13 protein-coding genes are annotated in these 11887 nt (G+C 71.4%); 9 read left to right on the top strand and 4 right to left on the bottom strand.

Features of this window, described 5'->3' with window-relative positions; genetic code table 11:
- Positions 1 to 38: 38 nt before the first annotated feature.
- Genes IEX84_RS08950 through IEX84_RS08940 form a run of 3 tightly spaced genes read left to right on the top strand, consistent with a single transcriptional unit; the run spans position 39 to position 2748 of the window.
- Entirely contained in the window at positions 39 to 602 is a 564-nt protein-coding gene (locus IEX84_RS08950; RefSeq protein WP_188872054.1) for a hypothetical protein, read from the top strand.
- 51 nt (positions 603 to 653) lie between these two features.
- The gene (locus IEX84_RS08945; RefSeq protein ID WP_188872052.1) at positions 654 to 1643 is read left to right on the top strand and encodes an NAD-dependent epimerase/dehydratase family protein; all 990 of its coding nucleotides are present in this window, start codon (positions 654 to 656) and stop codon (positions 1641 to 1643) included.
- A 46-nt stretch (positions 1644 to 1689) separates the two neighbouring features.
- Positions 1690 to 2748 carry an NAD(P)-dependent glycerol-1-phosphate dehydrogenase gene (locus tag IEX84_RS08940; protein WP_188872050.1) on the top strand — a complete coding sequence of 353 codons (1059 nt, stop codon included), beginning with the start codon at positions 1690 to 1692 and terminating at the stop codon, positions 2746 to 2748.
- Positions 2749 to 2769: 21 nt separating this feature from the next.
- Here IEX84_RS08940 and IEX84_RS08935 read toward each other — a convergent pair whose 3' ends face one another.
- Positions 2770 to 3255, bottom strand: coding sequence for a hypothetical protein (locus IEX84_RS08935; protein ID WP_188872048.1), 486 nt, complete (start codon positions 3253 to 3255; stop codon positions 2770 to 2772).
- 109 nt (positions 3256 to 3364) lie between these two features.
- Here IEX84_RS08935 and pyk point away from each other — a divergent pair, with 109 nt between their 5' ends.
- The 5 genes from pyk to IEX84_RS08910 all read left to right on the top strand — a co-directional run bounded on the left by pyk (position 3365) and on the right by IEX84_RS08910 (position 8114).
- Positions 3365 to 5116: a pyruvate kinase gene (gene pyk / locus IEX84_RS08930; protein ID WP_188872046.1), complete on the top strand. Its 1752-nt coding sequence runs from the start codon at positions 3365 to 3367 to the stop codon at positions 5114 to 5116.
- Entirely contained in the window at positions 5116 to 5316 is a 201-nt protein-coding gene (locus tag IEX84_RS08925; RefSeq protein ID WP_188872044.1) for a DUF7312 domain-containing protein, read from the top strand. Before pyk ends, IEX84_RS08925 begins: the two co-directional genes overlap by 1 nt.
- Before the next feature lie 69 nt (positions 5317 to 5385).
- The gene (locus IEX84_RS08920; protein WP_188872042.1) at positions 5386 to 5958 is read left to right on the top strand and encodes an NfeD family protein; all 573 of its coding nucleotides are present in this window, start codon (positions 5386 to 5388) and stop codon (positions 5956 to 5958) included.
- Between the two features lie 293 nt (positions 5959 to 6251).
- On the top strand, positions 6252 to 7457 hold the full coding sequence (locus tag IEX84_RS08915; RefSeq protein WP_188872040.1) for an SPFH domain-containing protein: 1206 nt from the start codon (positions 6252 to 6254) through the stop codon (positions 7455 to 7457).
- Between the two features lie 60 nt (positions 7458 to 7517).
- Positions 7518 to 8114: a winged helix-turn-helix transcriptional regulator gene (locus tag IEX84_RS08910; protein ID WP_188872037.1), complete on the top strand. Its 597-nt coding sequence runs from the start codon at positions 7518 to 7520 to the stop codon at positions 8112 to 8114.
- A gap of 13 nt (positions 8115 to 8127) precedes the next feature.
- Here the strand turns inward: IEX84_RS08910 and IEX84_RS08905 are convergent, their stop codons facing one another.
- Positions 8128 to 8370: a DUF7123 family protein gene (locus tag IEX84_RS08905; RefSeq protein ID WP_188872035.1), complete on the bottom strand. Its 243-nt coding sequence runs from the start codon at positions 8368 to 8370 to the stop codon at positions 8128 to 8130.
- Between the two features lie 232 nt (positions 8371 to 8602).
- Here IEX84_RS08905 and IEX84_RS08900 point away from each other — a divergent pair, with 232 nt between their 5' ends.
- Complete coding sequence (locus IEX84_RS08900; RefSeq protein ID WP_188872033.1) at positions 8603 to 10441, top strand: flippase-like domain-containing protein; 1839 nt, start codon at positions 8603 to 8605, stop codon at positions 10439 to 10441.
- Here IEX84_RS08900 and IEX84_RS08895 read toward each other — a convergent pair whose 3' ends face one another.
- A complete protein-coding gene (locus tag IEX84_RS08895) occupies positions 10442 to 11194 on the bottom strand; it encodes an SAM hydrolase/SAM-dependent halogenase family protein (RefSeq protein ID WP_188872031.1) in 753 nt (250 codons plus the stop codon).
- 43 nt (positions 11195 to 11237) lie between these two features.
- Positions 11238 to 11765: a nicotinamide-nucleotide adenylyltransferase gene (locus tag IEX84_RS08890; protein WP_188872029.1), complete on the bottom strand. Its 528-nt coding sequence runs from the start codon at positions 11763 to 11765 to the stop codon at positions 11238 to 11240.
- Between the last annotated feature and the right edge of the window lie 122 nt (positions 11766 to 11887).

Raw genomic sequence — 11887 nt, 5'->3', positions numbered from 1 at the left:
CCGAAACGGCTTTTCGCGTCCGACGCGTCGACGACGGTATGCCGCTCTCACGACGCCGTCTCTGTGCCGTACTCGCCGGTTCGGTGAGCGTCGCGCTCGCCGGCTGCACGAACGGCTCGGGGACCGACGGGAACGGCACCGACGGCGGGGGCGACGGGACGACCACGACCCCCGTCGAGGAGAGCTGTCCGGCGCTCCGCGACGCCGACCGGACGGTCTGTGCGGCAACGACGGGCGCGGATGCGCCCGTCGTCCTCCGGCCGTCGGCGACGTCCCTCGGTGCGCCGGGGACGCTTCGCTTCACGCTGTCGAACGGCGGCGCGTCGACGCTCGGCACGAACCCCTACGACTGGGCGGTCCACCGCGAGACGGCGGCCGGCTGGGAACGGGTCGCGCCGGACGCGACGGTCGAACCGTGGCGCGAGCTCCCGCCGGGGGCGTCGCAGGCGTGGCTGCTCGGCGTGGGGACGGCACCGACGCCCGAGGACGACGCGATTGGCTGCGGGCCGCTCGACCTCGACGACGGGACGTACGCGTTCAGCGTCGCGGCGCAGGGCGACGACGGATGGACGGCGTACGTCGCGCGCTTCCGCGTCGTCTGAGCTATCGACCGAGCCCGTCACCCCTTTTTGCGGGCCGCGCGATCCGTCGGTATGGACGAAGCGCTCGTCGTCGGCGGGACGCGGTTCATCGGCCGGCACACGGTCGAGGAGTTACTGGCGCACGACTACCGGGTGACGGTGTTCAACCGCGGGGAGCACGCGAACCCCTTCGCGGAGCGGGACGGCGTTCATCACTACGAGGGGGACCGGGCGAACGACCGCGAACTCCTCACGGCGAAACGGGAGGTCGAACCCGAGGTCGTGGTCGACTGCGCGGCCTACCACCCGCGGGACGTCCGGAAGGCGACGGAGATATTCGCGGACGTCGGCGCGTACGTCTACGTCTCCTCGGGGGCGTCGTACGCGGCCGACGATGTCCCGAAGCGCGAGGGGGAGACGCCGCTTCGGGACTGCTCGGCGGACCAGGCCGCCGACGATACCGACGCGACGTACGGCAACCGGAAGGCGGAGGGCGACCGGATGGTCTTTCGCGCGGCCGAGCGCGGCGTGAACGCGATGGCGGTGCGCCCGACGGTCGTCTACGGCCCCCACGACTACACGGAGCGCCTCGACTACTGGCTGCACCGCGTCGGGACGCACGACCGGGTCGTCGTCCCCGGCGACGGGACGAACCTCTGGCAGCGCGCGTACGTCGAGGACGTCGCGTCCGCGCTCCGAATCGTCGCCGAGTCGGGGACGCCGGGGGAGGCGTACAACGTCGGGGACCGGAACGCGCTCACGCTCGCGGACACGGTGCGCGCGGCGGCGGACGCCCTCGACACCGACGTCGAACTCGTCCGCGCGAGCGACCGCGAACTCTCGACCGCGGGCCTCGACCTCGGGTCGTTCCCGCTCTACCGGCCCGCGCCGCACCTGCTCGATACGCACAAGCTGGCCGCGCTCGGCTGGTCCTCGACGCCCGTCGGGGAGGCGATGGCGCGCACGGCCGCCGACCACCGCGAGAGCGACCGGACCGGGACCGAACACGGCCCGGACCGGGCGGCGGAGGAGACGGTCCTCTCCGTCCTCGACACTATCTGAGGGCGGAGAGGACAACCGCTTTGTCGCGCGCCCCCGACGGGCCGGTATGTTCACCAAAACGTCGTGGATCAAGCTCCCGCGGAACGTGGTGGTCGGCCACGACGTCCTCGGGGACGTCCGGGACGTCGTCGCGGACACGCACCTCCGCGGGCGGCCGCTCGTCGTCACGAGCCCGACGCCGAAGGAGGTGGCGGCGGCGGACATCGTCGCGCAGTACGAGGCGGCCGGCACGGACCCCGGTCTCGTCGAGGTCGACACCGCGAGCTTCGACGCGGTGGAGCGCGTCATCGACGCCGCCGAGGCCGCCGAGGTCGCGTACCTGATCGGCGTCGGCGGCGGGAAGGCCATCGACATCGCCAAGATGGCGAGCGACCGCTGCGACCTCGGATTCGTCTCCGTCCCGACGGCGGCGAGCCACGACGGCATCGTCTCCGGGCGCGGCTCCGTCCCCGAGGGCGATACGCGTCACAGCGTGGCCGCGGACCCGCCGGTCGCCGTCGTCGCGGACACGGGCGTGCTCGCCGACGCGCCGTGGGAGCTCACGACCGCGGGTTGTGCGGACATCATCTCGAACTACACCGCCGTGAAGGATTGGCGGCTGGCGAACCGGCTGAAGAACGTCGAATACAGCGAGTACGCGGCGGCGCTCGCGGAGATGACCGCCGAACTCCTCGTGGAGAGCGCGGACAGCGTCCGACCGGGCCTGGAGGAGGCGGCGTGGATGGTCGTGAAGGCGCTCGTCTCCTCGGGCGTCGCCATGAGCATCGCGGGCTCCTCGCGGCCGGCGTCGGGCGCGGAGCACCTCGTGAGCCACCAGCTCGACCGCATCGCGCCCGGGAAGGCGCTCCACGGCCACCAGGTCGGCGTCGCCGCCATCGTCACCGAGTACCTCCACAGCGGCGAGCGCGGCGACTGGCGCGCCGTCCGCGACGCCCTCGACGCCATCGACGCGCCGACGACGGCCGCGGCGCTCGGCATCGACGACGACGAACTCCTGGAGGCGCTCACGACCGCCCACGAGATCAGGGACCGCTACACGATTCTCGGGAACGGTCTCAGCGAGGCCGCGGCGCGCGAGGCCGTGGCGAAAACCGGGGTCGTCTGAGGTCGCTCCTCACTCTCGCCCTCACCAGATGCCGAGGGCGCTCCCGACGCCGTAGGCGGCCTTCCCGACCGTGACGGCCGCGCCGCGGACGATGCCGACGCCCTCGACGTCGACGTCACCGCGGTCGTAGGCGGCGAGCATCGCGCCCGCGGGGTCGTCGGACGCCGTGGCGTTACAGACGACGCTCGCGGTCGTCGTCACGCGGAGCGTCGGGTCGACGCTCCCGTTCTCGACCGTCGTGACGTGCGCGCTCCCGTTCGTGTGCAGGGTGTAGGTGGCGTTCACGCCGCCGACGTCGACGGCGACGCGCTCGTCCGCGAGGCGGTCGCGGAGCAGCCCGGGGAGCCGGTCCGTGCTGTCGTTGTAGCCGGCGACGAACGCCTCGACGTCCGAGTGCGCGACCTCACCGGTGGTGCAGTCGCCGGCCGCCGCGACGCTCCCGGGTGCGACGGCGACGAGGAACGCGGCGACGAGCAGTACGCTGACGATTCGTGTCCTCGGGCCCATACGCCGCGTAGGCGCCCCGTGGGGAAGAGCGTAGCGCCAGTTCGAGAAATGGAACTCGGGACGTAGTAACCCCCGACCTTTTACCGCACCGCGAGCGAAGCGGGCGACAATGAGGAACGCGAAGATAATCTGCACTCTCGGCCCGGCGACGGACGACCGGGAGACGGTCCGCGAACTCGCGGACGCCGGGATGAGCGTCGCACGACTGAACGCGAGCCACGGAACGGTGGCGGACCGCCGCGAGCGGATTCACACCGTCCGGCAGGTCGACGACGTCACCGACGAACCCCTCGCGGTGATGCTCGACACGCAGGGTCCGGAGGTCCGCACGGCGGAGATAGACGCCCCGATCGAGATCGAGACGGACGCGACCGTGGAGTTCGCCGTCGGCGACACCGCGACGCCCGAGCGCATCGGCCTCTCGAACGACATCACGGCGGTCGAACCCGGCGACGTCGTCCTGCTCGACGACGGCCGCATCGAGACGCGGGTCGAGGCCGTCGCGGACGGCGTCGTCACCGCACACGTCGTCAGCGGCGGCGAACTCGGCTCCCGAAAGGGCGTGAACGTCCCGGGCGTCGACCTCGACCTCGACGTCGTCACGGAGAAGGACCGCCGCGACCTCGAACTCGCCGCGGAGGAGCACGCGGACTTCGTCGCGGCGTCGTTCGTCCGGAGCGCGGACGACGTCTACGAGATTTCCTCGACGCTGGAGGAGTTCGGCGCGGACATCCCGATAATCGCCAAGATCGAGCGGGCGGGCGCGGTCGAGAACCTCGACGAGATAATCGACGCCGCCTACGGCGTGATGGTCGCGCGCGGCGACCTCGGCGTCGAGTGCCCGATGGAGGACGTCCCGGTGACCCAAAAGCGAATCATCCGCAAGTGCCGCGAGGCGGGGTCGCCGGTCATCACGGCGACGGAGATGCTGGACTCGATGGTCCACTCCCGCCGGCCCACCCGCGCGGAGGCGAGTGACGTCGCCAACGCCGTCCTCGACGGCACGGACGGCGTGATGCTCTCGGCGGAGACCGCGGTCGGCGACGACCCGGTCCACGTCGTCGAGACGATGGACCGCATCGTCCGCGAGGCCGAGGCGAGCGACGAGTACGACGAACTCCGCGAACAGCGCGTCCCGAAGGCGGACGACTCACGGACGGACGCGCTCGCGCGCTCCGCGCGCTACCTCGCGCGCGACGTGGACGCGAGCGCGGTCGTCGTCGCCTCCGAATCCGGCTACACCGCGCGGAAGGCCGCGAAGTTCCGTCCCGCGATGCCGGTCGTGGCGACGACGCCGAACGACGACGTTCGGCGGCACCTCGCGCTCTCCTGTGGCATCGCGCCCCAGTACGCCGACTACACGACCGGCGGGGCCTCCGCCGTTATCGAGAACGCCGTCTCGGCGGCCATCGACGCCGGCGTCGTCGACTCCGGCGACACCGTCGTCGTCATCTCCGGGATGATGACCGAACTCGACGGGACGGACACGACGAACACGCTGAAGGTCCACGTCGCGGCCGAGACGGTCGCCACCGGCCGGTCGGTCGTCGGCGGTCGCGTGAGCGGCCCCGTCTACCGCGTCGCGGACGGCGACCTCGCGGACGCCCCCGACGGTGCCATCGCCGTCCTCTCCGCCGACTTCGAGGGCGAGTTCGAGGGCGACCTGGAGCGACTCGCGGGCGTCATCAGCGCCGACACCGGCTTGACCGGGTACGCGGCGATGGTCGCGCGCGAACTCGACCTCCCGATGGTCGGGAGCGCGGCGCTCAGCGAGGCGGTCGCGGACGGCGACGTCGTCACCGTCGACGGCGAACGCGGCGTCGTCTACGGCGGCCGCGTCAGCGGCGAGGGTGAACGCTGATGGCCGGGACCGGTGGTGACGACGCGACGGACGACGGGGAGTGGCGGTTCGGCGTCGACGAGGTCGGCGAGGACGGCGCCGTGGCGCAGGAGCCCGAGAGCCCGCCGGTCGAGCCCGGCTCGCCGAGCGCCGAGAACGTCGCGTTCTTCGTCGTCGGCGTCGCGCTCGCCGTCGGCACCTTCGCGCTCTTGCTCCTCTGAGTCGCGGTCGCCGACCGTCGCGCCCGCTCGCGGGTAACGTTCTTCCCGGTCGCACCCCGAGTGACACCCATGGCGAACCTATTCGGGGCGTCGCTCTCGCTCGTCCTCGTCGTCGCGGGGGTCGCACTCTGCATCGCGGAGGCGTTCGCGCCGGGCGCGCACTTCGTCGTCATCGGCGTCGCGCTCCTCGCGGCGGGCCTCGCCGGCGTGCTCCTCCCGGGCGTCGTCACGCCCGTCGTCCTCGCCGTCCTCGTCTTCGCCGTGGGCGCGCTCGCGCTCTGGGGCTACCGGCGCTTCGAGTTCTACGAGGGGACGGGGCGCGGGAAGACGGAGGGGTCGACGTCGCTGCGCGGCGCGCGCGGCGTCGTCACCGAGCGCGTCACGGGTTCGACGGGGCAGATACGCCTGCGCGACGCCGGCGGCTTCGACCCGACGTACGCCGCGCGCACCATCGACGGCGCGGACGCAATCGAGGACGGCGTCGAGGTGCTCGTCGTCGACCCCGGTGGGGGGAACGTGCTCACCGTCGCGGAAGCCGACGGTGTGGACGACATCGACCGCGAACTCGCCGCGGGACGTGAGGCGGATGCGGAAAGCGGGACGGATGCGGACGCGGAAAGCGAGGCGGGAGCGGAGCGGTAGGCGAGGCGGGAGCGGAGCGGTAGGCGAGGCGGGAGCGGAGCGGTAGGCGAGGCGGGAGCGGTCGATGGGTGCGGGAGGTGAAGCGGTGGGCGGCGGCTGAGCGGGGGCGGGAGGCGGACGCGGACGCAGTCGGTGTCCCTCCCGCGAGCGACCGCCGGGAGCGAGCGGACCCGAGAGCCGACCGTCGGGAGGCTCGACGGGTTTTGGTCGAGCTTTTGCCGGAGCGCCCGCAGGGCGCTCACAGCAAACGGTTGGGGCGAAGATTTATCCCCGACTTGTGTGACCGTGCACGTATGGTCCCAGCTGTTCCGCTGCAGACGGTCGGCGGGAGCCTGCCGCTTACGGTCGTGGCGGTGCTCCTCGTCGCGCTCGCGGCGGTCACGGTCTATCAGATGGTGGAGATCGTGGACGCCTACGAGAAGAAGGCCCTCACGGTCTTCGGGGAGTACCGCGGGCTCCTCGAACCGGGTATCAACTTCATCCCGCCGTTCGTCTCGCGGACGTACACGTTCGACATGCGGACGCAGACTATCGACGTACCGCGTCAGGAAGCCATCACGCGCGACAACTCGCCGGTGACGGCGGACGCGGTCGTCTACATCCGCGTGATGGACGCGAAGCGGGCCTTCCTCGAGGTCGACGACTACAAACGCGCCGTCTCCAACCTCGCGCAGACGACGCTGCGTGCCGTCATCGGCGACATGGAGCTCGATGACACGCTGAACAAGCGCCAGGAGATAAACGCGCGCATCCGCAAGGAGCTCGACGAGCCAACGGACGAGTGGGGTATCCGGGTCGAGAGCGTGGAAGTGCGGGAGGTCAACCCCTCGAAGGACGTCCAGCAGGCGATGGAGCAACAGACGTCGGCGGAGCGCAAGCGCCGCGCGATGATCCTCGAAGCGCAGGGGGAACGCCAGTCCTCCATCGAGGAGGCTCAGGGCCAAAAGCAGTCCGACATCATCCGCGCGCAGGGCCAGAAGCAGTCGCAGGTCCTCGAAGCGCAAGGTGACGCCGTCTCCACCGTCCTTCGCGCGAAGTCCGCGGAGTCGATGGGCGAGCGCGCCGTCATCGAGCGCGGGATGGAGGCCATCGAGCACATGGGCGAGAGCGAGTCGACGACGTTCGTCCTCCCGCAGGAGCTCACGAGCCTCGTCGGGCGCTACGGCAAACACCTCACGGACAGCGACGTGGCGACGCAGTCCGAGGGGCTGGACAGCCTCGACTTCGACGAGGAGACCCGCGAGCTCCTCGGGCTCGACAGCATCGACGAACTGCTGAACGAGATCAGCGAGGAGGCGGACGTCGACCCGGAGCAGCTCGAACAGCAGGCGGAGGAAGTGATGGCCGGGCAGGACACGGGCGCCGAGGAGACCGACCAGGTCATCGAGGAGATGGATGCCGAGTTCGAGGGCGGGACCGGGGGCGCGTCGCCCGCGGGGTCGTCCGACGCGCCGACCGACGCGCCCGACGACGCCGAGACCGAGTCGGAGCGCTCGTAACGCCGGCGCGTCCGCGGGCGTCCGAAACTTTTTGCGCGCGCCCGACCTAGCCGTACTCGAATGGGGATCGACGAGAGCAAGCGCGCCACCCTCAGACGGTTCGCCGCGGTCGGGGCGGCGAGCCCGCTCGTCGGTCTCGCGGACGAGGCGGCGGGCGAGAGCGACGTCCGGGGCGCGATTGGCGGCTACTTGACGACGACGCCCGGCGCGCACTTCTCGAAGCTCCGCGACGACCTCCAACTCGGGACCGGCGAGGCTCAACACCACCTCCGGCGGCTCGTCGAGGCCGGCGCGGTCGAGAGCTACCGGGACGGCGACTACCGGCGCTTCTACCCGGCGGGGGAGTTCGCCGACTTCGAGAAGGTGACGCTCGGCTACCTCCGCCGCGAGACGCCCCGGGCGATGCTCGTGACGCTCCTGCGCGACCCGGACGCGGACGGTGCGGCGCTCGCGGAGGCCGCGGGCGTCTCGCGCGGCACGATCAGCAAGTACGCGGCGGAACTCGACGGCGTCGGCCTCCTCACCCGCGAGGGCGGTTACGCGATCACGCGGCCGGAGACGGTGCTCGTCCTCGTGGTGCGCTACGCGAACTCGTTCGGTGACCGGGCGGCCGCGCTCGCCCGCGAGGCCGACACGCTCCTCGCGTACGACCCCTGAGGGGACCCGCGAGTCAGAGCGAGACCTTCCACGTCGTCGCGGAGGAGTAGCCCCACTTCTCGACGTCGACCCCGTAGTCGCCCTGCTGTATCGCGGTCATGTTCGTCCCGACCTCCTTCGCCGAGAGGTCGAGCGCGTCGCCGATGAGCCGCGACTTGAAGTAGGTCCGCGTGCCGGCGTGTTCGCGGAGGTACGCGAGGATGCGCTCCTGTTTCGGGGTGAGGGTGCTCGTCGCCGTGGCCGCGCTCGTGCTCATACGTCTCGGAAGGGCGGGAACGGCTATAGGGGGTTTGGTACAGCCATCGAAACGCGCTCCTCAGGCGTCCTAGCCTGTCGAAACGCGACTTCCGGTACTTCGAAGTCGGCGCACGCGAGCCCGCTCGGGGCCGACGTGGTAGGAAGGCGAAAACGACGACGTCCCCCGCGGTCCACACCCGCGATACCGGAGAGCAGAAGGTACTTACTCCGAGCGCGGCGAGTACTGATAGATGAGCGACCGGCAGATCGAGGTCAGCGTCGTCCTCCCCGCGTACAACGAGGAGGACACCATCGAACACACCGTCCGCACGACGCGCGACGCGCTCGGTGCGTTCCTCCCCGCCGGGAGCTACGAGGTCGTCGTGGCCGAGGACGGCTGCGACGACCGCACGCCCGAGATCGCGGACGAACTCGCCGCGGCGTTCGACGACGTCCGGCACTTCCACAGCGACGAGCGCCTCGGTCGCGGCGGCGCGCTCGACGCGGCCTTCGAAGCCGCACACGGCGACGTCCTCGTCTACTTCGATACGGACCTGGCGACGGACATGCGCCACCTCGAACACCTCGTGGAGAGCGTCCGCTCGGGCGAGTACGACGTCGCCACCGGGTCGCGGTGGATGTCGGAGAACGTCGCGGACCGGCCGGCGAAACGCGGCGTCCCCTCCCGCGGGTTCAACCTCGCTGCGCGCCTCTTCCTCGGCTCCGACTTGCGCGACCACCAGTGTGGCTTCAAGGCGTTCTCGCGCCGGGCCTTCGAGACGCTCGAACCCGACGTCGAGGACGACCACTGGTTCTGGGACACGGAGATGCTCGTCCGCGCGCAACGCCGGGGCCTCCGCGTCCACGAGTTCCCGGTCGACTGGGAGCCGAAGGGCGACTCGAAGGTCGATCTGGTGCGCGACGTCTTCGGGATGGGCTCGCAGGTCGTGCGCTGCTGGTGGGAGTTCAGCGTCGCCCCGTACGTGAACCGGCGGACGGGCGCGCTCGCGGGCATCGCGCTCACGCTCGTCGCGCTCGGGTTGATGCTCTTCTACCTCGACCCGAGTTCGGTGCTCGCCGCGATGGCGGACGCCGACCCCGCGCTCGTCGCGCTCGGCGCGGCCGTCTACGCGCTCTCGTGGCCGCTGCGCGGGCTCCGCTACCGGGACATCCTCTCGGAACTGGGCTACAGGGCGGACGTCGGGTTCCTCACCGGAGCGGTGTTCGTCTCGCAGACCGGGAACCTCGTCTTCCCGATGCGTGGGGGCGACTTCATCCGCGCGTACGTCGTGAAGGCCCGTCGTCGCGTCCCCTACACGTCCGGGTTCGCGTCGCTCGCCGTCGAGCGCGTCTTCGACCTGCTCACGATCACGCTCCTCGCGGGGTCGGTTCTGCTCGGTCTCGCGGCCTTCGCGCCCGAGCAGGTGGCGGCGATTCTCGGAGCGGTGTCGGGCGACGCGCTCGGCGCCGACCAGCGGAGTGCGGAGACCGCCCTCGCCGTCGCGGGGCTCGTGGGCGCGCTCGCCATCGCGGCCGTCGTCGTCATCGTCGCGTCCGCCCGGATGGAGGGCGGCTACGTCCGCCGCGTGGTCGAGTGGGCGAGCGACGACGGCTACGTCGAGCTCGTCGCGGGCGTCGTGGAGTCGTTCGTCGCGGACGTGCAGACCGTCGCCGCGGACGGCCCGGCGTTCGCGCGCGTCGGCGCGACGAGCGTCCTCGTCTGGGTCATCGACGTCGTCACCGCGCTCTGCGTCCTCGTCGCGTTCGGGGTCGACCTCCCGCTCTGGACGCTCCTCGCCACGGGCTTCTTCGCCGTCTCCGTGGGGAACCTCGCGAAGGTCCTCCCGCTCTCGCCCGGCGGCATCGGGCTCTACGAGGGCGCGTTCACCCTGCTCGTCGTCGCGCTCACGCCCGTCACCGCGCCCGCGGCGCTCGCCGTCGCCATCGTCGACCACGCCGTGAAGAACGTCGTCACGGTCGCCGGCGGCGTCGTCAGCATGCTCACGCTCAACGTCTCGCTCACCGAGGCCGTCGAGGGCGCGGGTGCCGATGCGGTCGAGACGGAGACCGAGACCCGGACGACCGACTGATCACGGGAGCGCGAGCCGGACTCGACTCCCGGCCTCGACGCCGAAGGCCGCGTCGCCCCGTCCCCTGTTCACCGCGAGTTCGACGTTCCCGTGGCTCCCGACCGTCAGCAGTCGCTCGTCCGCCCCGACGGCGTCGTACGTCCGCGCGACCGGGACGCGTTCGCCGTCGACGTGAGCGTACGTCCCCCAGCGTCCGGTCAGGACGTCGCCCGGGACGTTGGTGATGGCGTTCCCGAAGCCGTCGACGACGAGCACCTCGCCGCGTGCCTCGTCGCCGCGAACGGTCGGCTCCGGGAAGGCGAGGTCGACCGGGTCGTCGACGGGCGGATAGTCGAGGGCCGCTCGTCCGTCGTCGTGGACGGCGGCCGCGGCGGGCGCGAAGACGTCGCGGCCGTGGAACGTCGCGCTCTCGGGGTCCTCGACGGGTATCTCGTAGCACGATACGTCCGCGCCGTCGGCGAGCGCGCGGGCGGCGGGCAGGAGGAGCCCGTTGTCGGGGCCGACGAGGGCGTGTTCGCCCGCCTCGACGACGAGCGGCCGGCGGTCGGTGCCGACGCCCGGGTCGACGACGGCGAGGTGGACGGCGGCCGGGAAGGTCGGGAGGAGCTCGCGGAGCCAGAACGCCGCGGTGCGGACGTCCTGTCTCGGGAAGTCGTGTGCGACGTCGACGAGGCGGGCGTCGGTGCGCGCACAGAGGACGCCGCGCATCGCCGCCGGATAGGGCGAGCCGAAGTCGGAGGCGAGGGTTATCACGTCGGGGCCGAACGCGAGCGAGCGAGAAAAGCGCGGGGGTCGCTCAGTCGTTCGGGGTTGCCTCGACGTCCGTGTCGCTCACCTGTCGAATCCGCTCGACGCCGTCGACCTCGGAGACGACGTTCTCGACGGCGTCGGGGACGAGTTCGGTCCAGTCGTCGCCCGCGATCATCCGCTCGCGTATCTCGGTGCCCCGCAGGACCTCGCGGTCGAACATCGGGGAGCCCCGGACCTCGATGCCGGCCTCCTCGAAGAGGCGGACGACGAGCGGGTTGTTGGAGTACGCGACGTCGAAGTTCGGGCTCATCGAGCGGACGTGACTCACCCAGACGGCGTTGCGGTTGATGTCCTCGAGGGGGACGGCGTACGTCACGAGGTCGAGGTCGGCGAGCGCCTTCGTGATCATCATGATGCGCTCGCCGCCCGTGAAGGGGTTGCGGACGCTGTGGGACTGGTCCGCGCTTCCGATGCCGACGACGAGCTCGTCGACCTCCTCGGCGATGTCCGCCACGACGCGGTGGTGACCCTGGTGGTACGGCTGGAACCGCCCGATGTAGAACCCACGAGTCATGGTGTAGTGATTCGGTACCCACACTCACCCACCGGGCCCGCATAAGCGTGGCGAGACGTCCTCACCGCCCCGCGAATATCCGGCGCTCCGCGCCGGTGTCGGGCGTTTTCGTCGCTCCGCGG

The sequence above is a fragment of the Halarchaeum rubridurum genome, from assembly GCF_014647115.1.
In the GTDB taxonomy this organism is placed as follows: Archaea; Halobacteriota; Halobacteria; order Halobacteriales; family Halobacteriaceae; genus Halarchaeum; species Halarchaeum rubridurum.
The sequence above is the reverse complement of the archived record's forward strand: the minus strand, read 5'-3'. Positions and strand labels throughout refer to the sequence as shown.

Bases quoted from the DNA above. Each gene is read 5' to 3' on its own strand.
- IEX84_RS08950 (WP_188872054.1), top strand. From the start codon at position 39: ATGCCGCTCTCACGACGCCGTCTCTGTGCCGTACTCGCCGGTTCGGTG.
- IEX84_RS08945 (WP_188872052.1), top strand. From the start codon at position 654: ATGGACGAAGCGCTCGTCGTCGGCGGGACGCGGTTCATCGGCCGGCAC.
- IEX84_RS08940 (WP_188872050.1), top strand. From the start codon at position 1,690: ATGTTCACCAAAACGTCGTGGATCAAGCTCCCGCGGAACGTGGTGGTC.
- IEX84_RS08935 (WP_188872048.1), bottom strand. From the start codon at position 3,255: ATGGGCCCGAGGACACGAATCGTCAGCGTACTGCTCGTCGCCGCGTTC.
- pyk (WP_188872046.1), top strand. From the start codon at position 3,365: ATGAGGAACGCGAAGATAATCTGCACTCTCGGCCCGGCGACGGACGAC.
- IEX84_RS08925 (WP_188872044.1), top strand. From the start codon at position 5,116: ATGGCCGGGACCGGTGGTGACGACGCGACGGACGACGGGGAGTGGCGG.
- IEX84_RS08920 (WP_188872042.1), top strand. From the start codon at position 5,386: ATGGCGAACCTATTCGGGGCGTCGCTCTCGCTCGTCCTCGTCGTCGCG.
- IEX84_RS08915 (WP_188872040.1), top strand. From the start codon at position 6,252: ATGGTCCCAGCTGTTCCGCTGCAGACGGTCGGCGGGAGCCTGCCGCTT.
- IEX84_RS08910 (WP_188872037.1), top strand. From the start codon at position 7,518: ATGGGGATCGACGAGAGCAAGCGCGCCACCCTCAGACGGTTCGCCGCG.
- IEX84_RS08905 (WP_188872035.1), bottom strand. From the start codon at position 8,370: ATGAGCACGAGCGCGGCCACGGCGACGAGCACCCTCACCCCGAAACAG.
- IEX84_RS08900 (WP_188872033.1), top strand. From the start codon at position 8,603: ATGAGCGACCGGCAGATCGAGGTCAGCGTCGTCCTCCCCGCGTACAAC.
- IEX84_RS08890 (WP_188872029.1), bottom strand. From the start codon at position 11,765: ATGACTCGTGGGTTCTACATCGGGCGGTTCCAGCCGTACCACCAGGGT.